This window comes from Burkholderia sp. Bp9004 (assembly GCF_003858025.1).
In the GTDB taxonomy this organism is placed as follows: Bacteria; Pseudomonadota; Gammaproteobacteria; order Burkholderiales; family Burkholderiaceae; genus Burkholderia; species Burkholderia diffusa.
On the sequence record NZ_QTQD01000015.1, the window covers coordinates 87,805 to 112,034 of the forward strand.

At 66.3% G+C, this 24,230-nt stretch carries 21 protein-coding genes; 9 read left to right on the plus strand and 12 right to left on the minus strand.

Annotated features, from left to right (window positions below):
• Positions 1-21: 21 nt before the first annotated feature.
• Positions 22-1,707 carry a GMC family oxidoreductase gene (locus tag DIE08_RS17970; RefSeq protein ID WP_124902809.1) on the minus strand — a complete coding sequence of 562 codons (1,686 nt, stop codon included), beginning with the start codon at positions 1,705-1,707 and terminating at the stop codon, positions 22-24.
• Between the two features lie 163 nt (positions 1,708-1,870).
• On the opposite strand from DIE08_RS17970, the gene DIE08_RS17975 reads away from it, so the two are divergent.
• Both DIE08_RS17975 and DIE08_RS17980 read left to right on the plus strand, forming a co-directional pair.
• Positions 1,871-2,770, plus strand: coding sequence for a LysR family transcriptional regulator (locus tag DIE08_RS17975; RefSeq protein WP_124902811.1), 900 nt, complete (start codon positions 1,871-1,873; stop codon positions 2,768-2,770).
• 233 nt (positions 2,771-3,003) lie between these two features.
• Complete coding sequence (locus DIE08_RS17980; RefSeq protein ID WP_124902813.1) at positions 3,004-3,537, plus strand: class IV adenylate cyclase; 534 nt, start codon at positions 3,004-3,006, stop codon at positions 3,535-3,537.
• 54 nt (positions 3,538-3,591) lie between these two features.
• On the opposite strand, the gene DIE08_RS17985 is transcribed toward DIE08_RS17980, so the two are convergent.
• Positions 3,592-4,077, minus strand: coding sequence for an Lrp/AsnC family transcriptional regulator (locus DIE08_RS17985; protein WP_006408082.1), 486 nt, complete (start codon positions 4,075-4,077; stop codon positions 3,592-3,594).
• Between the two features lie 106 nt (positions 4,078-4,183).
• Between DIE08_RS17985 and phhA the strand changes: the two genes are divergently transcribed.
• Both phhA and DIE08_RS17995 read left to right on the plus strand, forming a co-directional pair.
• Complete coding sequence (phhA, locus tag DIE08_RS17990; protein ID WP_124902815.1) at positions 4,184-5,110, plus strand: phenylalanine 4-monooxygenase; 927 nt, start codon at positions 4,184-4,186, stop codon at positions 5,108-5,110.
• Between the two features lie 156 nt (positions 5,111-5,266).
• A complete protein-coding gene (locus tag DIE08_RS17995) occupies positions 5,267-5,575 on the plus strand; it encodes a 4a-hydroxytetrahydrobiopterin dehydratase (protein ID WP_059452552.1) in 309 nt (102 codons plus the stop codon).
• Positions 5,576-5,667: 92 nt separating this feature from the next.
• Here DIE08_RS17995 and DIE08_RS18000 read toward each other — a convergent pair whose 3' ends face one another.
• Entirely contained in the window at positions 5,668-5,898 is a 231-nt protein-coding gene (locus DIE08_RS18000; protein WP_006756491.1) for a DUF3717 domain-containing protein, read from the minus strand.
• Positions 5,899-6,021: 123 nt separating this feature from the next.
• Here DIE08_RS18000 and DIE08_RS18005 point away from each other — a divergent pair, with 123 nt between their 5' ends.
• Complete coding sequence (locus tag DIE08_RS18005; protein ID WP_006401494.1) at positions 6,022-6,714, plus strand: response regulator transcription factor; 693 nt, start codon at positions 6,022-6,024, stop codon at positions 6,712-6,714.
• A 116-nt stretch (positions 6,715-6,830) separates the two neighbouring features.
• Positions 6,831-8,315: a sensor histidine kinase gene (locus DIE08_RS18010; protein ID WP_124902817.1), complete on the plus strand. Its 1,485-nt coding sequence runs from the start codon at positions 6,831-6,833 to the stop codon at positions 8,313-8,315.
• Between the two features lie 95 nt (positions 8,316-8,410).
• On the opposite strand, the gene DIE08_RS18015 is transcribed toward DIE08_RS18010, so the two are convergent.
• From DIE08_RS18015 to mnmC, 7 genes are all read right to left on the minus strand, one after another.
• A complete protein-coding gene (locus tag DIE08_RS18015) occupies positions 8,411-8,932 on the minus strand; it encodes an SET domain-containing protein (protein WP_124627886.1) in 522 nt (173 codons plus the stop codon).
• 188 nt (positions 8,933-9,120) lie between these two features.
• Entirely contained in the window at positions 9,121-10,233 is a 1,113-nt protein-coding gene (locus tag DIE08_RS18020; protein WP_124902819.1) for an NADH:flavin oxidoreductase/NADH oxidase, read from the minus strand.
• Between the two features lie 205 nt (positions 10,234-10,438).
• Entirely contained in the window at positions 10,439-11,149 is a 711-nt protein-coding gene (locus DIE08_RS18025) for a glutamine amidotransferase (protein ID WP_124902865.1), read from the minus strand.
• Positions 11,150-11,177: 28 nt separating this feature from the next.
• Positions 11,178-11,816: a MarR family winged helix-turn-helix transcriptional regulator gene (locus tag DIE08_RS18030; RefSeq protein ID WP_059602129.1), complete on the minus strand. Its 639-nt coding sequence runs from the start codon at positions 11,814-11,816 to the stop codon at positions 11,178-11,180.
• A 505-nt stretch (positions 11,817-12,321) separates the two neighbouring features.
• Complete coding sequence (locus tag DIE08_RS18035) at positions 12,322-13,437, minus strand: YbdK family carboxylate-amine ligase (protein ID WP_006490006.1); 1,116 nt, start codon at positions 13,435-13,437, stop codon at positions 12,322-12,324.
• Positions 13,438-13,452: 15 nt separating this feature from the next.
• On the minus strand, positions 13,453-14,667 hold the full coding sequence (locus DIE08_RS18040; RefSeq protein ID WP_059682635.1) for a cation:proton antiporter: 1,215 nt from the start codon (positions 14,665-14,667) through the stop codon (positions 13,453-13,455).
• A 675-nt stretch (positions 14,668-15,342) separates the two neighbouring features.
• A complete protein-coding gene (gene mnmC / locus DIE08_RS18055) occupies positions 15,343-17,304 on the minus strand; it encodes a bifunctional tRNA (5-methylaminomethyl-2-thiouridine)(34)-methyltransferase MnmD/FAD-dependent 5-carboxymethylaminomethyl-2-thiouridine(34) oxidoreductase MnmC (RefSeq protein WP_124902821.1) in 1,962 nt (653 codons plus the stop codon).
• 389 nt (positions 17,305-17,693) lie between these two features.
• Between mnmC and DIE08_RS18060 the strand changes: the two genes are divergently transcribed.
• Positions 17,694-17,972 (plus strand): HU family DNA-binding protein, encoded by a 279-nt coding sequence (locus DIE08_RS18060; protein ID WP_006401505.1) that lies wholly within the window; start codon positions 17,694-17,696, stop codon positions 17,970-17,972.
• 144 nt (positions 17,973-18,116) lie between these two features.
• Here the strand turns inward: DIE08_RS18060 and DIE08_RS18065 are convergent, their stop codons facing one another.
• Both DIE08_RS18065 and DIE08_RS18070 read right to left on the minus strand, forming a co-directional pair.
• Positions 18,117-19,430 (minus strand): GTP-binding protein, encoded by a 1,314-nt coding sequence (locus tag DIE08_RS18065; protein ID WP_124627879.1) that lies wholly within the window; start codon positions 19,428-19,430, stop codon positions 18,117-18,119.
• A 159-nt stretch (positions 19,431-19,589) separates the two neighbouring features.
• Positions 19,590-20,039, minus strand: coding sequence for a lytic transglycosylase domain-containing protein (locus DIE08_RS18070; RefSeq protein WP_124902823.1), 450 nt, complete (start codon positions 20,037-20,039; stop codon positions 19,590-19,592).
• A gap of 367 nt (positions 20,040-20,406) precedes the next feature.
• Here DIE08_RS18070 and gspD point away from each other — a divergent pair, with 367 nt between their 5' ends.
• Positions 20,407-22,731, plus strand: a complete 2,325-nt coding sequence (gspD, locus tag DIE08_RS18075) for a type II secretion system secretin GspD (RefSeq protein ID WP_124902825.1) — start codon at positions 20,407-20,409, stop codon at positions 22,729-22,731.
• Positions 22,728-24,227 (plus strand): type II secretion system ATPase GspE, encoded by a 1,500-nt coding sequence (gene gspE / locus DIE08_RS18080; RefSeq protein WP_059602146.1) that lies wholly within the window; start codon positions 22,728-22,730, stop codon positions 24,225-24,227. Before gspD ends, gspE begins: the two co-directional genes overlap by 4 nt.
• The last annotated feature ends 3 nt before the right edge of the window (positions 24,228-24,230 follow it).

Genomic DNA, 24,230 nt, shown 5'->3' on the forward strand with positions numbered 1-24,230 from the left:
GTCGTGCCTGTCAGCGTGGCGTCATGCAGCCGTCATCGTCGCTTCCGTTCGCACCTGCGTCGCGTCGTGCGCAGCACGTCGATCGGCGCGGATCATGTCGCTCGCGCGCTCGGCGATCATCAGCGTCGGCGAATTCGTGTTGCCCGACGTGATGAACGGCATCACCGATGCATCGACGATCCGCAGCCCGGCGATGCCGCGCACGCGCAGCCGGCTGTCGACGACGGCACGCTCGTCATCCGTGCGCCCCATCCGGCACGTACCGACGGGATGGAAGATCGTCGTACCGACCGCACCCGCCGCTTCGATCAGTTCGGCTTCGGTCTGGTACCGCCTGCCCGGCAGGATCTCTTCCGGATGGTAGCGCGCGAGCGCCGGCGCGGACGCGATGCGCCGCGTGAGGCGCAGCGCATTCGCCGCGACATGACGATCGTGGTCGGTCGACAGATAGTTCGGTGCGATCGACGGCGCCGCGCCCGCATCGGGGCTCGCGATGTGCACGCTGCCGCGCGAGCTCGGCCGCAGATGGCAGACGGACGCCGTAAAGGCGTTGAAGCCGTGCAGCGGCTCGCCGAAACGCTCCAGCGACAGCGGTTGCACGTGGTATTCGAGATCGGGGCGCGTGAGCGCGGGATCGTCCGGATCAGACTTCGCGAACGCGCCGAGCTGCGACGGCGCCATCGACATCGGCCCGCGCTGCAGCAGTGCATATTCGGCGCCGATCATCAGCTTGCCCCACCAGTGCGCGGACAGCGTGTTCAGCGTGCGCACGCCTTCGACGCGAAATGCCATCCGCAACTGCAGGTGATCCTGCAGGTTCTCGCCGACACCCGGCAGATCCTGCACGACGTCGATGCCGAGCGCCTGCAGCCGCGCGCCCGCACCGACGCCCGACAATTCGAGCAGCTGCGGCGAATTCACCGCGCCGGACGTGAGCAGCACTTCGGCCCGCGCGCGCGCGACGTAGTCGGTGCCACCGCCGCGATATTCGACGCCGACCGCGCGCCGCCCGTCGAAGATCACGCGCTGCGCATGCGCGCCGGTGATCACCGTCAGGTTCGGGCGCGTCATCGCAGGCCGCAGGAACGCCTTCGACGTATTCCAGCGCACACCGCGCTTCTGGTTCACCTCGAAATAGCCGACCCCGGCATTGTCGCCGCGGTTGAAATCGTCGGTCGCCGGGATGCCCGTCTGCTGCGCGGCCTGTGCGAACGATTCGAGGATCTCCCAGCGCAGCCGCTGCTTCTCGACACGCCAGTAGCCGCCTGCGCCGTGCGCATCGCTCGCGCCCGCGTGGTGATCCTCGCTGCGCTTGAAGATCCGCAGCACGCTGTCCCACGACCAGCCGGCATCGCCGGTTTCCTGCGCCCAGCTGTCGTAATCCTCGCGCTGGCCGCGCATGTAGATCATCCCGTTGATCGACGAGCAGCCGCCGAGCACGCGGCCGCGCGGATACGACAGCGCGCGGCCGTTGAGCGCCGCCTCGGGCTGCGTCTTGTACAGCCAGTCGGTGCGCGGATTGCCGATGCAATATAAATAGCCGACCGGGATGTGGATCCAGTGATAGTCGTCCTTGCCGCCGGCCTCGAGCAGCAGCACGCGGATCTCGGGATCCTCGGTCAGGCGGTTCGCGAGCACGCAGCCCGCGGTGCCCGCGCCGACGATCACGTAATCGAATTCGCCCTCGAGCGTGCGTTGAGTACTCACGAGTGTCTCCATCAATTGTTGTGCACCGCGCGCGCGATTCCGCGCGTCGTTTTCAGCATAGTGCGTCGCGGGCGATGCGGTCGATGAAGCGTACTCCGGCCGCCCGCCGCCGATCCAATGAGTTATGCTGAATCGCGTTATAAGCTGCACTCATATCACGACGATGGATCTCACCCTGCTCCGTGCGTTCGCGACGGTCGCCCGCGAAGGCAACCTGACGCGCGCCGCCGTGCAGCTGCACCTGACGCAGCCGGCCGTCAGCCTGCAGATCAAGCATCTGCAGGAAACGCTCGGCGTCACGCTGTTTACGCGCACGTCGCGCGGGCTTGCGCTCACGCGCGACGGCCAGACCCTGCTGCCGCACGCCGAGCGCGCGCTGGCCGCGGCCGCCGACGTGCAGCGCGCCGCTGCTGCGCTGCGGCACGAGGTGCGCGGCCGGCTGCGGATCGGCACGATCCTCGATCCCGGCTTCCTGAGGCTCGGCGGCTTCCTGCGCGCGCTGGTCGAAACCCATCCGCAGATAGAAACCGCATTGCGGCACGGGATGTCCGGCTGGGTGCTCGAACAGGTGCGTGCGCAGGCGCTCGACGTCGGCTATTACATCGGCCGGCCCAACGAGGACGATCCGCGCGACGACACGCTGTTCCACACGATCACGCTCACACGTTTCCAGTACCGCGTGCTCGCGCCGGCCGGCTGGAAGGAGCGCGTGCAGCGCGCGCACGACTGGCGCGCGCTCGCCGCGCTGCCGTGGATCTGGACGCCGCCGGCGTCCGCCCATCACCGGCTGCTGTCGCGGCTGTTCGCGGCGGCCGGCGCTCAGCCGGTGAAGGTCGCCGAGGTCGACCAGGAGCAATCGATGCTCGATCTCGTGAAATCGGGGATCGGGTTGACGCTCGCGCGCGACTCGACCGCGCTGGCCGAAGCGCACGCGCATGCGCTGGCCATCGTCGAACACGTGACGGTGCCGACCGAGCTGACCTTCGTGACGCTCGCCGCGCGGCGCGCCGAACCGGCGATCGCGGCCGCGCTGCGGCTGATCGAGACCCAATGGGCGATATGAATGCCGCTGATGCCGATGCGGCCGGTCGTGCATCGGGCTCAGGACGCAGGCCTGCGACGCGCCGCGGATGTCCAATCGACGCCCGCAGATGACGGGTTTTGTCGCGAACGGGCTCGAATCGCGTGCCCCGCATCGCGTCGCCGATTCCCGCTTGCGCGTCACGCCACCATCGCAGGCTTTTTGCTAGATTGTGCCTTCGCACACCGCGAGACCCCTGATTGAAGGAGACCCGCATGGCCCGCAACATCGAGATCAAAGCCCGCGCCCGCGAATTCGACCGGCTGCGCGAACAGGCGGCCAGGCTCGCCGCCGAAGCGCCGCTCTTCTACCGCCAGCAGGATTTCTTCTACGACGTGCCGCGCGGCCGGCTGAAGCTGCGCCGCTTCGAGGACGGCACGCCGGCCGAACTGATCTTCTACCAGCGCGACGACCGTGACGGGCCGAAGGCGTCGTACTACACGCGCAGCCCGGTGACGAACCCGGACGCGATGCACTCGCTGCTCGCGACCGCGCTCACCACGCGCGGAATCGTGACGAAGGAACGGCACGTGTACCTCGTCGGCCGCACGCGAATCCATCTCGACCGCGTCGACGGCCTCGGCGACTTCATCGAACTGGAAGTGGTGCTCGGTCCCGACGACGACGAAGCCGGCGGCGAAGCCGAGGCCCATGACGTGTTCGCGAAGCTCGGCGTGGCGCAGGAGGATCTCGTCGCGGTCGCGTACGTCGACCTGCTGAACGCCGACGCACGATCCGAAGCGGCCTGATCCGGCCCTGTCAGCAGCGGCGCCTCGCGCCCCGCCGCCGGCCCGGCCGCCGCGTCAGGCGGCGCCAGGCGCCAGGTGCGCGAGCGGCAGCGCGCCGTTGCGCTTGAAGGTCGTCAGCACGATGTTCGAGCGCACGCTGTCGACGCCCGGCACGCGCATCAGCTTCTTCATCACGAACTGCGACAAGGCGTTGAGATCCGGCGCGACGATCCGCAGCAGATAGTCGGCGTCGCCGACCACCGCATGACATTCGAGCACTTCGGGCAGCACGTCGATCTGTTGCTGGAACTGCTCGATGATCGAATCGCCGTGGTGCTTGAGCTTCAGGCTCGTGAACGCCGTGACGCCGAGCCCGAGCTTTTCGGGGCGCAGCATCACGCGGTAGCCTTCAATCACGCCGGCCGCCTCGAGCCGCTGCAGCCGCCGGCCGATCTGCGACGGCGACAGCGGCACCTCCTCGCCGAGCTGCTGGTGCGTCGCACGGCCGAAGCGCTGCAGCACGTCGAGAAGCGCGAGATCGAAGTGATCGAGTTCCAGCATGAGCGTTCTCCGCATTGATTCCTGTTTTGGTGCGCGATTATCGCATCAACAGGCGAATTCACGCCATCTTTGCGCTCATTCCGCACGCGACTCGCTCTACACTTGCATGGTTCCCAACCACAACGTGCAGAGCCTCACCATGTCCACCGTCGTCACCGCGAAACTGCAGGAGCAGTTCGACGCGGGCCTCGAAACCCGCGCCGATTTCACCATCGACCAGCCGCTCGAACGCTACGGCCAGGTCGACCACGCGGTGTGGCAGCAGCTCTATGCGCGCCAGTCGGCGCTGCTTCGCGGACGCGCATGCGGCGCGTTCATCGCAGGGCTCGGGAAGATCGACCTGCCGGCCGATCGCGTGCCGTCGTTCGCCGACGTGAATCGCCAGCTGAAGCCGGCCACTGGCTGGGAGATCGTCGCCGTGCCGGGCCTCGTGCCCGATCGCGTGTTCTTCGAGCACCTCGCGAACCGGCGGTTTCCGGTCACCTGGTGGATGCGCCGCCCCGATCAGCTCGACTACCTGCAGGAACCCGACTGCTTCCACGACCTGTTCGGCCACGTGCCGCTCCTGATCGAGCCGGTATTCGCTGACTACATGCAGGCATACGGCCGCACCGCGCTCGCGGTCGCGGACGACGAAGCGGCGCTCGCGCGCCTGGCGCGCCTCTACTGGTATACGGTGGAGTTCGGGCTGATCCGCGACACGAATGGCACGAACGGACTGTCGATTTACGGCGCCGGGATCGTGTCGAGCAGGGGCGAGAGCCTGTACAGCCTCGAAAGCGCGGCGCCGAACCGGCTCGGTTTCGACCTCGAGCGCGTGATGCGCACGCGCTACCGGATCGACACATTCCAGAAGACCTACTTCGTGATCGATGATTTCGCGCAATTGTTCGCGCTGGCTGACGTCGATGGCCGTGCGCTGGCCGACCGGCTGGCCCCGCTGTCCGAGTTCCCGGCCGGCGCGGTGGTCGACCGCGATCTCGTGCTGCATCGCGGCACGGGCGAAGGCTGGCCGGACGACGCCGACGCGTAAGGCCGCGGGCCACGCCGGCATGATTCCCGCGCCGGCGCCCGCTCCCGGATGCCCGTTGCCGGATGGCCATCCCGCAACTATGAAACAATGACCGGTACCGGTTTTGCCGCGTGGCCTTTGCCCGCGTGCGGGCGCCGTTACCGAACGAGGTGCAACATGATTCACAAGCTCACATCAGAAGAACGCAAGACCCGACTCGAAGGCCTGCCTCACTGGACGGCCGTGCCGGGCCGCGACGCGATCCAGCGCAGCCTGCGCTTTGCCGATTTCAACGAGGCCTTCGGCTTCATGACGCGTGTCGCGATCAAGGCGCAGGAAATGAACCACCATCCGGAATGGTTCAACGTGTACAACCGCGTCGACGTGACGCTGTCGACCCACGACGCGGACGGCCTGACCGAACGCGACATCGCGCTCGCAACGTTCATCGACCAGGTGTGCGCACACACCGATCCGGCCGCCTGAGACCTTCCTCTACCGCCGCGCATCTTTCGACGCGCGGCGCGTCAACTTTTCATTTCGATGAACGTTTTCTAGGATGTACTCAGCGAAAGCCTTCAGCTTTCCAAGCCATCCTTAAGGCGCACGTAAGTCTCGTACGCTTTCCGCGCCTTGGGGTCCAAACCTTCCAGTTGCAGCGCGCCTTCGCGCTGTACAATCAGCAGCGCATACGGCTTGGAGAGCGCGCTGGCCTCTTCGCAGAGTTTGAGTTCGTCGCCGCTCGACGGCGAGCGGGCGCGCCAGAAATTGATCGCGGCTTCGAGGTCGTGAATCGAAATATCGGACATGATTGGATTTAATCGTTCGCTGGCCGCCATGCTTGATTGTCAGGCGATGCGTCGCCCCTGTGGAAACGGCGTCGTGCTGTCCGCGTGCCTGAACCGCCAACCCATTGTACTTGAGCGAACTTCATGCGACTCCTTCTGATCGAAGACGACCGCCCCATCGCACGCGGTATCCAGAGCAGCCTCGAGCAGGCTGGCTTCACCGTCGACATGGTGCATGACGGCATCTTTGCCGAACAGGCGCTGGCACAAAACCGCCACGAACTCGTGATCCTCGACCTCGGCCTGCCGGGCATCGACGGTATGACGCTGCTCACACGCTTTCGCCAGACCAATCGCCACACGCCGGTCATCGTGCTGACCGCGCGCGACGAATTGAACGACCGGATTCAGGGCCTGAACTCCGGCGCCGACGATTACATGCTCAAGCCGTTCGAGCCGGCCGAGCTCGAAGCGCGCATCCGCGCGGTGATGCGCCGCAGCGGCCCGCACAGCGACATGCCGCGTCCGGAAGTGTCGCTCGGCGGCGTCCGACTGTCGGGCGTCGATCGCCGCATCTTCAACGACGACAAGCCGCTGGAACTGTCGCCGCGCGAATTCGCGGTGCTCGAAATGCTGCTGCTGCGTCACGGCCGTGTGGTCAGCAAGGCCCAGCTGCAGGATCACCTCACGCACTTCGGCGGCGATCTCGGCGACACCGCGATCGAAGTCTACGTGCACCGGGTGCGCAAGAAACTGGAGCAGTGCCGTGTCGAAATCGTCACGGTGCGCGGCTTCGGCTACCTGCTGCAGGAAATCCGCCAGACCGCGAGCGTCTGAGCGGCGCCGCACGCCGGCCGGCCGCGTGCCGCCGGCAAGCCGCCCTGCCCGCGTCGCCGTCCGACGCACGTCCGCGCCGCTCCCCGTGAGCGGCGCTTATCCATTTGCCCGTCGAAATGTCTTCTGATCCGGCTGTCACCACCAGCCTGCGCCGCTCGCTGCTTCGGCGCCTCGCCGCGCCGCTGTCGATGCTCGCGCTGATGAGCGGCCTGATCGCCTACTGGCTCGCGTGGCAATACACGCAGCACGTGATCGACCGCTCGCTCGCCGATCTCGCCACCGCCATCTCCAAACAGATCCAGATCGCCGGCCCCGACGCGCCGTTCACGGTGCCGCCGCTCGCGCAGGCGATGTTCTCCGATCCGGCGGAGGCGCTGATCTACCGGATCAGCGACGGCGAACAGGAACTCGCCGGCGACCCGAAGCTGCCGCTGCGCGGCATCAACGTGCGCCGCATGCATCACGCGTACGTGTTCGAGGCCGAGTACGACAATCGCGCGGTGCGCGTCGCGCAGGTGCGTGTCGACAATGTCGAGGGCGGCAAGCCGATGGTGGTCGAGGTCGCGCAGCCGGTGCGCCACCGTTACCGGATCGCGGCCGAATTCCTCGTCGCGATCATGATGCCGCTGTTGCTGTTGCTGCTCGCGGGCTGGGGCATCGTGTGGCGGGTCGTGAACCAGCAGCTCGGCCCGCTCACGCATCTCGCCGATTCGCTGAACCGGCAGACCCACACGTCGCTGGAGCCGGTCGACGAAACCGACGTGCCGCTCGAGATCCGGCCGCTGACGAGCGCGATGAACGCGCTGCTCGGCCGCCTGAAGACCGCGCTCGACGCGCAGCGCAAGTTCATCGCCGATGCCGCGCACCAGTTGCGCACGCCGCTCACGGCCGTGAAGCTGCATGCGGAACAGGCCGCCGTCGCGCGCGACCCGCAGCAGACCTATGCCGCCGTGCGCGAACTGCGCGCGGCCGCCGACCGCGCGGTGCGGCTGTCGAACCAGTTGCTGTCGCTCGCGCGTGCGGAGCCGGGCGAACAGGCCGCGCGTTTCGTCGACGTCGACCTGGCCGCGATGGCGTTCGAGACGGGTGCCGAGTGGGTGCCGCGCGCGCTCGCCTCGCATGTCGATCTCGGCTTCCAGCGCAGCGACGATCCCGGCGAAGACGAAACGCTGAACGTGCGCGGCAACCCCGTGCTGCTGCGCGAAGTGATCGCGAACCTGCTCGACAATGCGCTGAAATACGTGCCGCTCGCACGGCCGGCGGGCGCGCGGATCACGGTGAACGTCGCACGCGGCGCGCTCGAGGACGGCCAGCCAGCCGCCGAGATCGTCGTCGAGGACAACGGCCCGGGCGTGCCCGCCAGCCAGCAGGCCGACCTGTTCAAGCGCTTCTTCCGCGGCGATGCGCAGAGCGGCAACGGCGTCGAGACGGGCGCCGGACTCGGCCTCGCGATCGTGCACGACATCATCGCGATGCACGGCGGCACGGTGTCGTACGAGGATGCAGCGGAAGGCGGCTCGCGTTTCGTGGTGCGGGTGCCGCTCGCCAAGCGCACCGCGAAGCCGGCGAGCGAGACGCCGGCCGCCGCGCCGACGCACTGAGGCGCGTGCTGGCCCGTATCGGGCAGGACGGACGGCCGCGCGGCGGCCATCCTGGTGAAGGTGAAGCAGCCGCGCACGATGCACGGCCGCGCCGGTCACTTCTTCTTTTTCTTGTCCTTCGCGACGGACTCTGACTTCCTGTCCTTCTTCTTTTTCTTCTTGCCGTCGTCGTCCGGCGTGGCGAGCAGCGTGCCGCGACACGCGGCCGCGCCGCAATGGCACGCGTATTCGCGCTTGAGCTTCTTCGTCAGCTTCTCGTCGATCACGAGGCCGTAGTCGTAGAACAGCTCTTCTTCTGGCCCGATATCGCGCAGCGCATGGATGAACACGCGGCCCTCGATCTCCTCGGCCTCGCAGTTCGGCGCGCACGAATGGTTGATCCAGCGCGCGCTGTTGCCGTCGATCTTGCCGTCGATCACGCCGCCCTCTTCCAGTGCGAAGTAGAACGTATGGTTCGGCTCGTTCGGGTCGTGCGGATGGCGGCGCAGCGCTTCCTTCCACGAAATTCGCTCGCCCTTGTATTCCACTACGCGTTCGCCGGCCTTGATCGGCGCCACCGCGAACACGCCCTTGCCGTGTACTCCCGAGCGGCGCACCGCGATCCTGCGTGAACTCATCGAACGAATCCTTTGAAGACGACTTGAATGGAAGACGGCCGCGCTTTCGATTTGCGCGGCCCTGCGTCGCGCGAAACGAAAACGCGGCACCGGTTGGTGCCGCGTCGGGGCATGCGGCGAATCACCCGCATCCTACACGTTCACGATTGCTTCGTTCAACATCGCGCGCAATATCGCGCGCATGCCGCTCAGCGCTGGCCGAATGCGATGTCGCCGAACAACGCCTTGTGCTCGCGCGGCTGCGAACGCCAGTACTGCGGCGGCGCCGACACCTGTGCGCCGAGCTCGGCGGCCGCATGCCACGGCCAGCGCGGGTCGTACAGCATCGCGCGCGCCATCGCGACGAAATCGGCGTCGCCGGCCTCGATCAGCTGGTTCGCATGCGCGGGCTCGTTGATGAGGCCGACCGCGATCGTCGGCATCCCGACCGCGCGCTTCACGGCCTTCGCGAACGGCACCTGGTAGCCGGGCGACAGCGGGATCTTCTGCAGCGGCGACACGCCGCCGGACGACACGTCGATCCAGTCGCAGCCGCGCTCCTTCAGTTCATGCGCGAACGCGATCGTATCCTCGAGTTCCCAGCCGCCCTCGACCCAGTCGGTCGCCGACACGCGCACGCCCACCGGCCGGTCCGCCGGAAATGCCGCGCGCACGATGTCGAAGATCTCGAGCGGAAAGCGCATCCGGTTTTCTCGCGAGCCGCCGTATTCGTCGGCGCGCTGGTTCGAAAGCGGCGACAGGAACTGATGCAGCAGATAGCCGTGCGCCGCGTGCACCTCGATCGCATCGATGCCGAGGCGCGCGGCGCGCTTCGCTGCGGCAGCGAACGCTTCGCGGATCCGGTTCAGGCCGGCCGCGTCGAGCGCGAGCGGCGGCGTCTCGCCGTCCTTGTGCGGTAACGCCGACGGCGCATGCGGCAGCCACCCGCCATCGGCGACGGACACGAGCTGGCCACCCTTCCACGGCACCTCGCTCGACGCCTTGCGCCCGGCATGCGAGAGCTGCATCGCGACACGGACCGGCGAATGCTTGCGGATCGCCGCCAGCACGGGCTTGAGCGCCGCTTCGGTCACGTCGTCCCACAGGCCGAGGTCGCCGGCCGTGATGCGCCCGTCGGGTTCGACGGCGGTCGCTTCGATGCAGAGCAAGCCCGCACCGGACAGCGCGAGATGGCCGAGGTGAATCATGTGCCAGTCGGTCGCCTCGCCGCGCTCGGCCGAGTACTGGCACATCGGGGAGATCACGATCCGGTTCGGAAGGGGCACGCCGCGCAGCGTGAACGGAGAAAACAACGCAGTCATGGATGCCGCTCGCCAGGAAAGGGAAACAGCGGACCAGCGTAGCATGCGGGCTCGAAGCCTGCTCGTAGCCGGCTCGGCAGTAAGCGGATGGTCAGGGAGGGGGCCGGCGTGCAGCCGGCCGCGAGGCAACGCGCACGCGGCGTGCGGCGGTGCGCCGACCCGCAATGCCCGCGGGCCGGTCACGCGCGGTGCCGCTCGCCCGGGATCAAAGCCCGACGCTGTCGAGCCACTCGCCGAACATGCGTCGTGCGGCCGTCTCCAGCGCAGGACCGTGCTGAACGGTGTCGGCGCGCAACTGGCGCGCGTCGATGCCGGGCGTCGACGCGATTTCGCCGGCGTTGCCGATCAGCCAGGGTTCGAAGCGGTCGGCGCGGATTTCAGGATGACATTGCAGCGCCAGCACGTGCTGCCCCCACGCGAACGCCTGATGGCGGCACGCCGGTGTCGATGCAAGATGGATCGCGCCGCCCGGCAGGTCGAACGTATCGCCGTGCCAGTGCAGCATCGAGGTCGCCGCGCCGTCGAGGTGGCGCAGCGGCGACGCGCGGCCCGCGTCGGTGAGCGTCAGCGGCGCCCAGCCAAGTTCCTTCTGCGCAGCCGGATAGACGCGCGCACCGAGCGCGCGGGCGATGAACTGCGCCCCGAGGCAAACGCCGAGGATCGGCAGTCCGGCATCGATGCGCTGGCGCACGAGTGCCGCGAGCGGCGCGATCGACGGATACTGCGCATCCTCGTACACGCTGAGTGGCCCGCCGAGCATCACGATCAACGCAGGCTTGAGCGCGTCGAGCGCCTCGACGCGCGACGATCCGACGTCGACGTATCGCACCCGCCGCCCGCGCTCTCCGAGCACCTGCTCGAAGCTGCCGAGGTCCTCGAAATGCACGTGGCGGATCGCCACCACTTCAGCGTTCATCATCGGCCTCCCGGTCGATCGACGGACGTCAGCCGGCGAACAACTTCCAGGTCTTCTTTTGCGTCGCCGCGTCGGCTTCTTCGTGCACCGAACAGTCGAGACGCAGATCGCTGTCGGCCATCGACAGATCGAGCGCCGCGCAGTGATGCACGGTCTTCTTCGACTGCTTGCCCGGCTGGAAATGCGCGCACGTCAGGCACATGCGCTGCGGCGGCGTCGCGCCGGCCACCTGCAACTCGCGCAGCGTCTTCAGCAGCGCGCGGTACAGCGTGCCCTGCTCGTCCGCGCCGAGCTTGCCGACTGCTTTCGTCAGGAATTCAGGCCATTGCAGCGCCTTCTTCGCCGCGGTGCGGCCGCGGGCCGACAGGCGCACGGCGAGCGCACGGCCGTCGTCCAGTGCACGACGCTTCTCGACGAGCCCCTTCGTCTCGAGCGTGCTGACCGCATCGCTGGTGGTCGCAGCCGTGAGTTGCGTCTCGCGGGCGATCTCGCCGAGCCGCATCGGGCCCTTGCGTTGCAGCAGCAGCACGAGGATCTCGCCCTGCGTCGGCGTGAGGCCTGCACCTTCCGCCCAATCCCATGCCTGGCTTCGCATGGCCGTACTCAACCGCAGCAAGCTGTGGGTCACACGTCCCGAAGCCTGATTCCCGTAAACGCCTTCGCTCATAGTCTTTTCGCTTTGCCGCCGCCCGGATCGCCGAGCAGCCGTAGTGTGGAGATCGAATGTCTATCTCAAAACAGACGCTCGTTGAAGAGCGTCGACACGGCCGTCGCGAGGCACACGCGGCGGTCGCGTTCGCGGCGACCGGTGAGACACGGGTCGTTCCGGTGTCCGCAAAGCCGACATTCTAAGCGAGAGCGGAAAATCGCACAGCTAAGTTATCCCCTTCAATCTGTGGAAAATCGCTGGATAACCGGATTTTTTCGTTGTGCCGGCAATCTCTGCCGACCCCACAACCGAACGCGCAAACATTTTCCTGTTGGAATCGGCCATCGTGCCGACGGTACCGATCCACCGGGTTATCCATCCCGCAGAGCATTGACTTTGAAGCGGAATATCAGGTTATCCACAGATTTTCAGGACGACTGGCGACGCGCTGCGCACGAATCGGCGTCGAACGGCGTTCAGCGAATCGGCGCGCGGTCGAGCCTGTAATCTGCAAAACATTTTTTCATTCACGCCAGCGCAGGCACTGCTGACGGACGGTCTCGTTCAGCGATTTTTCCTGTTTGAAAACGGTTCTCAACCACGATGCGTCATTCACCCGCGCCTTCGCGAGCGCGCCGATCTCGTCGAGCGCCGCGCGCGAGCCGAGCGCGGCCGCATGCGGCGCGATCCGGTCGAGCGTGTCGAGGATGTCTTCCGCGATCGTCCGGCGCTCACCTGTCTGAGGATTGACGCAGGTGCCCTCGAGCCCGAAGCGGCACGCTTCGAAACGGTTGAATGTGTAGACGAGATAGTCGTCCTCCGACAGCTTCAGCGGCCGGTCGGTCAGCAGGTAGCGCGCGAGCGTCTGGATGTAGCAGGCAATCGCGGCCGCGCGATCGACCGACAGCGGCGTGTCCATCACGCGCACTTCGATCGTCCCGTAGCCGGGCTTCGGCCGGATGTCCCAGTAAAAGTCCTTCATCGAGTTGACGACGCCCGTGTTGACCATCTTCGTGAAGTACTCCTCGAAGCTGTCCCAGGTCAGCACGAACGGCGCGCGGCCCGACAGCGGGAATGCGAACACCGAATTCAGGCGCGCCGAATGGAAGCCGGTATCGACGTTCTGCACGAACGGCGACGACGCGGACAGCGCGATGAAGTGCGGAATGAAGCGTGACATCGAGTGCAGCAGGAACAGCGCGCTGTCCGGATCGGGGCAGCCGATGTGCACGTGCTGGCCGAACACGGTGAACTGCTTCGCGAGATAGCCGTACAGCTCGGAGATGTACTGGAAGCGCGGCGCGTCGTAGATCTGCCGGTCGCTCCACTGCTGGAACGCGTGCGTGCCGCCGCCGGCGAGCCCGACGTTGAGCTGGTCGGCCGCCTTCACGAGCACGTCGCGGATCGCGTGCAGCTCGCTGACCGCCTGTTCGTGCGAATGGCAGATGCCGGTCGACAGCTCGATCATGCTCTCGGTGATTTCGGGCGTGATGTTGCCGGGGAAGGTCTCGCCCTGGATCAGGCGCATCAGGTCGGATGCCGCCTTGGTCAGGTCGTAGTTGTGCGTGTTGACGACCTGGATCTCCAGTTCGACGCCGAACGTGAACGGTTCGGAATTGACGAAAGTTTCGAGTGCCATGGCAGGTTCCGGAAATCAGTTGCCGTCGCTGCGTTCGCTGACCGCCGACAGGCAGCGGTAGACGACGAACGGGCTGACGAGCTGCAGGATCACGATCGTGCACATCACGATCGCACGCAGGTGCGGGTCGAAATTCGGATAGAGCTGGTAGGTGTCGTCGACGAGCAGGTACGACAGCGCGGACATCGGTGTGAGCGCGATGCCGAGCGCGATGCCTTGCTTCATCCCGATGCCGCTCGGCTTCGCGAACGCGACGACGCCGGCCAGCTTCGCAACGAGCCGCGTGACGATCAGCACGATCGCGAGCAGCCCGCCGAGTGCGATGTCGCCCCACGTGAACGACGTGAGCGTCAGCACGAACAGGACCACCGTCAGCAGCCAGCCGGCCGTGCCGAAATGCTCGGGCCACAGCTGCGGCCGCGCTTCGAGGTTCTTCACGATGATGCCGGCGAGCAGCAGCGTGAGCAGCGTCGACAGCTTCAGCGCCTGCGCCACCGCGATCGCCAGCATCACGAGCCCGAACAGCGCGACGAACGAATGCTCGTCGCGCATCGTCGAGGTCATGTGGCGGAACAGGTAATTGCATGCACGCGCGACCAGGTACGCGACGATGAACGAACCGGCGATCAGGTAGACGGGTTGCAGGATCGTCGCGAAAACGTTCCCGTACGCCTCCTGGTGGAGCCAGCTCGTGACGAGCTTGGTCAGCACGATCGCGTACACGCTGTTCAGCGCGGTCAGCGTGATGAGGCGCTGCGACACCTGCCCTTCCGCGCGCAGTTCGGTCTTGAGCTGGATCACCATCGACGGCGACGTCGCGATCGCGATCGCCGACAGCACGAGCGCGACCATGCCCGACACGCCGAGTGCGAGCATCACGAACAGCACGAGTACGAATGTCAGCGTCGCCTCGGCAAGGCTCGACGCAATGAGCCACGGATTGCGGCGAATCCATTTCAGGTCGAGACGGCTGCCGAGCTCGAACAGAAGCAGCCCGAGCGCGACGTCGATCAGCAGCCGGGAGGTTTCGTCGGTGCTCGCGTCGATCACGCCGAATCCGAACGAACCGGCGACGAGGCCGATCACCGCATAGCCGGTGATGCGCGGCAACCGCCATGCGCGGTAGCACAGCTCGCCGCACAGACCGGCCGCGAACAACGCGAGCCCGGCCCAGAACACGGCATCCGGTGCAAGCGGCCAGTTGGGCAGGAATGAAAACGCCGACTTCATCGTGGTGACTTCTCCTTTGGAAGCAATCGCCAGCGGCGCGGGGTCAAGCGTCAGAAATGAGATGCACGCCGGCTGGGTATCGCCCCGAATGTGATTGTTGTGGTCGACGACGGCGGGACATGGGATCCGCCTTTTTCCGCCGTCCGGCGGAACTGTCGTTCAGGCTGCCGATCTGGATTGTCGGCCTGGTGTGTGAACGGACTGCGCAGTCTCGAAGATTCAGATTCGAAATCGAGCAGACCGTTCCATTGAAGCACGTTCGGCGCCTGGCCGAACGAACGCGAAGGAAACCGATTGTGCCACAGCTTTTTCGCTCCGGAGCCGATCGAATCGACTCGCGGCCCTGTGAGGCACCACAGGTCTTTGGTTTCAATGGTTTACTTGTATATATACGTAGTAGAAGTTAACAAGGCTTGCACAGTTCTGTGGATAACTTCGGTTTACGCAACAAGATCAAAGCGTTGGCACAGCCATAACCCGTTGCACAGGCTGTTTGCTCACAGAGGTTTGAGTTGAGCAACTTTTGGGCCGCTCGACGGCTGTGCCGAGTTGCCCAGTTTACGTCCACTGTGATTACACACGAACCGCGCGTGGATTCCGCGCGGTTATCCACAGCATCGAGTGGATAACCTTGCGCGAAAAAATCGAAGCACTGTGAGGATTCGGCTGACGAGATCAGCCGATCTGGCGGCCGCGCAGCGCGCGGATCAGGAACCGGGCCGGGTCGACGGCATCGGCGAGCTCACGCTCGAGCGGCAGCGGCTCGCCTTCGAGTTGCGACGCGATCAGCTCGGCGCCGAGCGCCGCCCACACCAGGCCGCGGGAGCCGTAGCCGAATGCGCCATAGAGGCCCGCGGTGCGAGGCAGGTCGCGCGCCTTCGCGCCGCTCAGTGCGCGTGCGTTCGCGACGGTCTGCGCTTCGTCGGCAAGCGGGCCGATCACCGGCACACGGTCGGCGACGACCCAGCGAAACGCGACGCGCCCGCGCAGCGTCCCGACGTCCGGTAACTCGCCGATCAGGCCGGGCAGCAGATGCCGCACGCGCTCGATATTTTCGATATGTCCGGCGGGGCGCATCGCTGGATCGAGGTCGTCGGGTTCGAACGTTGCACCGATCAGCAGCGTGCCGTCGTCGAGCGGCACCGCATAGCCGTCGCCGATCGCCGGGCACGGCAGCGGCGCCGCGCTGCCGGGCGGCAGCAGCGTCAACTGGCCGCGCACCGGCTGCAACGAGACATGCCGCAGGCCGGCGAGACGCACGGCATCGCCCGCGTTCGCAAGCACGACGACCGGCGCTTCGGCGAGCGTTGCGCCTGCCGCGTCGACAGCGCGCCACGTGTCGCCATCACGCTCGAGTCGATCGACTTCGGTGCCGGCCAGCAGCTTCACGCGCTCACCGGCCGCCGCGACTTGCGCGGCGCAGAGCCCTGCCGGCCATACGGCGCCGCCGTGCGGAAACAGCAGGCCACCATGTGCGACGGGCAGGTTCAGATGCGCGCGTGCGGCGTCGGTGTCGAGCAGCGACACATAATCGGACGGTGCGCCGAGCGCGTCGAACGCATCGCGCATCCGCACGAAATCGTCGGCCGATTCCGCAAGGTGAATCATCCCGCGCGTGCTGCGCGCGAACGCATGGCCTGCCTGCTCGAGCGCGCGCCAGCGTGCGAGCGCATGCAGGAAACCGCTGCGTGTGAGGCGGCTCGCGACGTTGTCGTCGCGTGTCATCAGTGGATGAAATACACCGGCCGGATTGCCCGATGCGTCGCTCGCGATCCGCGCGTGCCGCTCGATCAGCGTGACGTTCCAGCCGCGTGCGGCGAGCCGTTCGACGATCGCGCAGCCAGCCAGGCCCGCACCGATCACGATCGCATCGCGCGCGGCAACCGGGAATGCGCGTGGTGGTTCGTGCCGGCGCATCCGCCAGCGCGGTGCATATTCGCCCGCGAGCATCGCATGCTTGCCGGCCAACCCGGTGATCTCGCGGTACGTGAAACCCGCTTCGAGGAGCGCCTTTTTCACCACGCCCGCGCTCGAATACGTCGCAAAGGTCGCATTGTCGGCGGCGACGCGCGCGAGTGCGCGGAACACATCGACCGACCAGAGATCGGGATTTTTCGCGGGCGCGACGCCGTCCAGATAGAACGCATCGGCGCGTGCGACCAATTTCGGCAGCATCTCGCGCGCGTCGCCCAGCGCGAGCGTGAGCACGACCCGGCCGGCGTCGAATTCGAGGCGATGAAAACCTGGAACGAGCATCGGCCACGCATCGGCGAGCATCCCTGCTTCTGTCGAGATGGTTGTGTTCGCAACGATATGGGACAGTGCCTGGCGCAGGTCGTCGCGCGAAAACGGATGTTTCTCGAACGACACGAAATGCAGCCGCTCGCAGCGCGCGGGATCGTCGCGCCAGGCGGCCCAGGTCGCGAGGAAGTTGGCGCCCGCGCCGAATCCCGTCTCGACGATGGTGAACGTGCGGCGGCCTTGCCAGCGCGCGGGCAGCGCGTTGCCCGCGATGAACGTGTGGCTCGCCTGCGCGAGCGCGCCCGCGACATTGTGATAGATGTCGCCGTACTCGGGCGAGACGAGGATGCCGTCGTCGCGAAACGCGAGCGTGGCGGGAACGAGTCGGTCGGGCATGCGAAACAAAAAACGTGGCAGCCAAGCCTGGCAAGGGATTGCGCGGAGGCGTCCGGCGGGCCGTTGGCAAAAACCAACGGCGTTGCGCGACGGCGGACCCGGCTGCGTACCCTGTCCGGTTGGCGCAGGTCAAAAAACGGGCAATCGACGATTCATTCGGCGAAATACCGATGAAAATCTTTGAAACCCTTGTCGTTATTGGGTTTGCGCTGCGCTATCATAGCAACGCCGTACCGCGGGGTGGCCGCCGGCAAGCCGGACGGCACGTCGCGCGGGCCAGGATTCGGCGCTGTGCCGTCGGAGTCTGACTCTCGACGGCACGGTTCGCGCACGTATAATCGGCGCGTTCGCGCTGTTCGTGTCAAACCTAACCTGAAAAAGGAACCTTAATGAACAAACAGGAACTGATCGACGCCGTCGCCGCCCAAACGGGCGCCAGCAAGGCTCAAACCGGCGAAACGCTGGACACGCTGCTCGAAGTCATCAAGAAGGCCGTGTCGAAGGGTGATGCGGTTCAGCTGATCGGCTTCGGCAGCTTCGGTTCGGGCAAGCGCGCAGCACGTACGGGCCGCAACCCGAAGACGGGCGAAACCATCAAGATCCCGGCAGCCAAGACGGTCAAGTTCACGGCTGGCAAGGCGTTCAAGGACGCCGTCAACAAGCGTTAATTCAGCGCCTGTTCCAGGAAAAAAACCCGCCGGAAGGCGGGTTTTTTGTTGGGGGCGCGCGACATTTTTGCCACAGTTCGCGTCACTCTTGCAAGATTTAACGGTTACTTTTCACTGACCGTCTTCGCCGAGTTTTACCGCGTATTACGCGTGCACGATCTGCGTGTCGCCGGGATCTTCGTCGTCATGCGCATCGACATCCCACACCGGAAACGGATCGTCGAACGCAGTCCATTGCGCCGCGCCGAGCGCGAATTCCGCATCGGTGAGCAGGCACGTGTCGAGTTTCGCGCGCCATGCGTCGGCATCGAGGCCGATGCCGATCAGCACGAGTTCCTGACGGCGATCGCCGACCGAGCGGTCGTCGAGGTCGCCCTGCCACTCCGTGCGAATTTCGGCGAGCAACTCGTCGTCGTCCGGCCATTCCGCGCGATCCTGCGCGGCCCACCAGAGACCTGCCGGGCCATGCCGGCACACGCCGCCCGCCTGCGACAGCGAACCGGCGATGTCGTTGCGCGTCGCGAGCCAGAAGAAGCCCTTGCTGCGCAGCACGCCCGGCCACTCCTGATGCAGCAGCGCCCAGAGTCGCGCCGGATGAAACGGCCGGCGCGCGCGGTAAACAAAGTTGCCGATGCCGAATTCGTCGGCTTCGCCATGCACGTGCGCGTGATGCGGATCGTGGCACTCGGGATCGTCGCAAGGCGTGTGATCGTGATCGAGCGACGCGAGCCAGCCCGGCGCGTTCGCGGCTTCGTCGAAATCGAAGCGGCCGGTGTTCAGCACTTCGTCGAGCGGCACGTTGCCGAACGTCGACACGACCTGATGCGCGCGCGGGTTGAGCCGCGCAAGGATGTGCTGCAGGCGCGCGAGTTCGTCCGCGCCGACGAGGTCGGCCTTGTTGATCACCAGCACGTCGCAGAATTCGATCTGCTCGATCAGCAGCTCGACGAGCGTGCGATCGTCTTCGTCCGATGCGGCGATGCCGCGCGTCGCGAGCGCGTCGTCGGAACCGTAGTCGCGCAGGAAATTGTAGGCGTCGACCACGGTGACGAGCGTGTCGAGGCGCGCGACGCTCGACAGCGACGCGCCGTCGTCGTCGACGAACGTGAAGGTTTCGGCGATCGGCATCGGCTCCGCGATGCCGGTCGATTCGATCACGATCGCATCGAAGCGGCCGTCCGCCGCGAGATTGCGGATCTCGACGAGCAGGTCGTCGCGCAGCGTGCAGCAGATGCAGCCGTTCGACATCTCGACGAGGCGTTCCTCGACGTGCGACAGCGCCTGCGCATCGCGCACGAGCGACGCGTCGATGTTGACCGCAGCGAGATCGTTGACGATCACGGCAACTTTCAGGCCCGCGCGGTTCGCGAGGATGTGATTGAGCAGCGTGGTCTTGCCGGCGCCGAGAAAACCGGACAGCACGGTGACGGGCAACGGCTGGTTCATTGCCGGATTCATAACGATTTGCACCAACGGAAAAGAGGGAAAAGCGGCCGCGGCGCCCTGGCGGGGCGCGATCGGCCCGGAGCCGGTCGAAACCGCGGCGTGAGATGCGCATTGTGCATCAAACGCGCGCCGGCCGAGCGGCACGGCGTCAGCTGGCGCTGCGGCGCGGCGTCACTGCTCGGGCGGCAGCAGCTTCCACTGCGCCAGGATCGAGGCGATCTGCCGCGCGTACTTGTCGCGCAGCGACGGCGTTTCGGAATGATAGGCGCCGACGGCCTGCCATGTGTTGCCGTAGCGATTCATCTTCTGGCGCAGGTGCCACGCGGCGATGTAGACGTTCTTGCACGGCTGCATCAGCGTGTCGCGGCCGATGCCGTAGCGCGACAGCGTCGGCAGGTGGATCGAATTGATCTGCATCAGGCCGTAGTCGACCGAGCCGTTCGTATTCTTGTTCAGCGCGTCGGGCCGGTTGCGCGACTCCTGCCACGCGATCGCGCGCAGGATCAGCGGATTGACCTTCTGGTACCGGGCGGCCTCGTCGAAACAATCCGCGCGAGCGTTTCCGCAGGCGAACCACACGCCGGCGGCGATCAACACGATCGAAGCGAACCGTCTGCTCATGTTGCGGAAACGAAAAGGAAATGACGCAAGGATCGGGAAAACCCGTGTCTGTTATTCGTACGACTGGAAACGCGCCGCCCGTATCATACAGACAGTCCGTCACGTGGCGACAAGCGAAAGGCGGCAGCCCGTTTATACCGCATTTTCGTGTCGATTCATCGCAAAACGACGGCGATGGCCTGAATGCCGGGGCATTGCCGAAATCTTACATATTGCATACGGTGTGCCGGATACATGTCGTATGTGAGACAGTCCTCGGATCAATGTGATATTTCGGACATGAAAAACTGCTAATGTCGCGCCTTTAGGACTTGGATCCCAGCACTACCGCCGGAAGTGGCCTGAGCCGGCATCGACCCATTCATCCATGACAAGAAATCGCTTCGTTATGCGGCGCATCGCCACGACCCTGATGGTCGCCGGCATCATCGTCTCGCAGGCCGCCTACGCTCAGGTCACGCTCAATTTCGTGAATGCGGATATCGACCAGGTCGCCAAGGCGATCGGCGCCGCAACCGGCAAGACGATCATCGTCGACCCCCGCGTGAAGGGGCAGCTCAATCTCGTGGCCGAACGGTCGGTGCCGGAAGACCAGGCGCTGAAGACGCTGCAGTCGGCGCTGCGCATGCAGGGCTTCGCGCTGGTGCAGGATCACGGCGTGCTGAAGGTCGTGCCGGAGGCCGACGCGAAGCTGCAGGGCGTGCCGACCTATGTCGGCAATGCGCCGCAGGCGCGCGGCGACCAGATCATCACGCAGGTGTTCGAGCTGCGCAACGAATCGGCGAACAACCTGCTGCCGGTGCTGCGGCCGCTGATTTCGCCGAACAACACGGTCACCGCCTACCCGGCGAACAACACGATCGTCGTCACCGACTACGCGGACAACGTGCGCCGCATCGCGCAGATCATCTCGGGTGTCGACAGCGCCGCGGGCGCGCAGGTTCAGGTCGTGCCGCTGCGCAACGCGAACGCGATCGACCTTGCCGCGCAGCTTCAGAAGATGCTCGACCCCGGCGCGATCGGCAACAGCGACGCGACGCTGAAGGTGTCGGTCACGGCCGACCCGCGCACCAACTCGCTGATGCTGCGCGCATCGAGCGCCTCGCGCCTCGCGGCGGCGAAGCGCCTCGTGCAGCAGCTCGATGCGCCGAGCGCCGTGCCGGGCAACATGCACGTCGTGCCGCTGCGCAATGCCGACGCGGTGAAGCTCGCGAAGACGCTGCGCGGGATGCTCGGCAAGAGCAGCAACGACAGCGGCTCGTCGGCGTCGTCCAACGATGCGAACAGCTTCAACCAGGGCGGCGGCTCGTCGTCGAGCGGCAACTTCTCGACCGGCACGTCGGGCACTCCGCCGCTGCCGTCGGGCGGCCTCGGCGGTTCGTCGTCATCGTCGTACGGCAGCGGCGCGTCGGGCAGCGGCGGGCTCGGCAGCGGCGGCCTGCTCGGCGGTGACAAGGACAAGGGCGACGACAACCAGCCGGGCGGGATGATCCAGGCCGACGCGGCCACCAACTCGCTCATCATCACCGCGTCCGATCCGGTCTACCGGAACCTGCGCTCGGTGATCGACCAGCTCGACGCACGGCGTGCGCAGGTCTATATCGAAGCGCTGATCGTCGAGCTGAACTCGACGACCCAGGGCAACCTCGGCATCCAGTGGCAGGTCGCGAGCGGCCAGTTTCTCGGCGGCACGAACCTGAGCCCCCAGCTAGGCCTGGGTAACAGTATCGTCAACCTGACGACGGGCTCGGCGGGCAGCACCGGGGCCGGCCTGGCGGCCAACCTCGCTTCGCTGACCCCGGGCCTGAACATCGGCTGGCTGCACAACATGTTCGGCGTGCAGGGCCTCGGCGCGCTGCTGCAGTATTTCGCGGGCGTGAGCGACGCGAACGTGCTGTCGACGCCGAACCTGATCACGCTCGACAACGAGGAAGCGAAGATCGTCGTCGGCCAGAACGTGCCGATCGCGACCGGTTCGTATTCGAACCTGACGAGCGGCACGACGAGCAACGCATTCAATACCTACGACCGTCGCGACGTCGGCCTGACGCTGCACGTGAAGCCGCAGATCACCGACGGCGGGATTCTGAAGCTGCAGCTCTACACGGAGGATTCGGCGGTCGTCAGCGGTACCACCAACGCGCAGACCGGCCCGACCTTCACGAAGCGCTCGATCCAGTCGACGATCCTGGCCGACAACGGCGAGATCATCGTGCTCGGCGGCCTGATGCAGGACAACTACCAGGTATCGAACAGCAAGGTCCCGCTGCTCGGCGACATTCCGTGGATCGGCCAGCTGTTCCGTTCGGAATCGAAGGTGCGCGCGAAAACCAACCTGATGGTGTTCCTGCGCCCGGTGATCATCTCCGATCGCAGCACCGCGCAGGAAGTCACTGCCAACCGCTACGACTACATCCAGGGCGTGACGGGCGCGTACAAGTCGGACAACAACGTGATCCGCGACAAGGACGATCCGGTCGTCCCGCCGATGCCGCTCGGTCCGAGCCAGGGCGGCACGCCCGCCGGGAACCTGTTCGACCTCGACAAGATGCGTCGCCAGCAGATGCAGCGCCAGGTGGCGCCGGTTCCGGCCCAGCCGTTGCCGGAGGCGACGCCCGCGCAGCCGCAGAGCGTGCCGCAGCAGGCGGTGCCGCAACAACCGCTGACCGCCACGCCGGGAGCTTCGCAGTGACGGACGTGCTCGCGTCCTCCGCCCACGACGGTGCGCCGGGCGAACGGCAGCCGCCGTCGCCGCTCGCCGCGCGCCTGTTGCCGTACGGCTTCGCGAAGAGCGGCCAGGTGCTGATCGCGCACCAGCTCGACGACACGCTCGAGGTGTGGATCAGCGAACGCACGAGCGACGCCGCGCTCGCGGAGATCGCGCGCAACTTCGGCTCGATCTCCGTGCACCGCGTGCCGGCCGACGAACTCGCGCAGGCGATCAACCAGGCCTACGCGCGCCAGGACGGCAGCGCCGCGCAGGTGGTCGGCGAGGTTGAAGGCGAAGTCGACCTGTCGCGCCTGATGCAGGACATCCCCGAGGTCGAGGATCTGCTCGAATCGGAAGACGACGCGCCGATCATCCGGATGATCAACGCGCTGCTCACGCAAGCGGCGCGCGAACAGGCATCGGACATTCACATCGAGCCGTTCGAGAACGCATCGGTCGTGCGGTTTCGCGTCGACGGCACGCTGCGCGACGTCGTGCGCCCGAAGAAGGCGCTGCATGGCGCACTGATCTCGCGGATCAAGATCATGGCGCAGCTCGACATCGCCGAGAAACGCCTGCCGCAGGACGGCCGCATCACGCTGCGCGTCGGCGGCCGGCCGGTCGACGTGCGCGTGTCGACGCTGCCCACCGGGCACGGCGAGCGCGCGGTGCTGCGTCTGCTGGAAAAGGATGCGAAGCGCCTGAATCTCGAAGCGCTCGGGATGGGCCGCGACACGCTCGTCCAGTTCGACAAGCTGATCGCGCGACCGCACGGCATCGTGCTCGTCACGGGCCCGACGGGCTCGGGCAAGACGACGACGCTGTATGCGTCGATGTCGCGGCTCGAAACCGCGACGACCAACATCATGACCGTCGAGGACCCGATCGAGTACGACCTCGGCGGCATCGGCCAGACGCAGGTGAACGAGCGGATCGGGATGACCTTTGCCCGCGCGCTGCGCTCGATCCTGCGCCAGGATCCGGACGTGATCATGATCGGCGAAATCCGCGACCTCGAAACCGCGCAGATCGCGGTGCAGGCGTCGCTGACGGGCCACCTCGTGCTCGCGACGCTGCACACGAACGATGCGGCATCGGCCGTCACGCGTCTGACCGACATGGGTGTCGAGCCGTACCTGCTCGCATCGTCGCTGCTCGGCGTGCTCGCGCAGCGCCTGGTGCGGCAGCTCTGCCCCGTCTGCAAGGAAGAGCGGCACGAGGATGGCCGCACGCTGTGGCATCCGGTCGGCTGCGACAAGTGCGGGCATTCGGGCTACGCGGGCCGGCGCGGCGTATACGAGCTGCTGCTGGTCGACGACTCGATCCGCGCGCTGATCCATCGCAACGCGGCCGACGCGGAGATTCTGGCCACCGGCCGCGCGGAAGGGATGCGCACGCTGCGCGACGACGCCGAACGCTGGCTCGCAGCCGGCGCGACGTCGCTCGAGGAAGTGCTGCGCGTGACGGGAGGCGCATAGCGC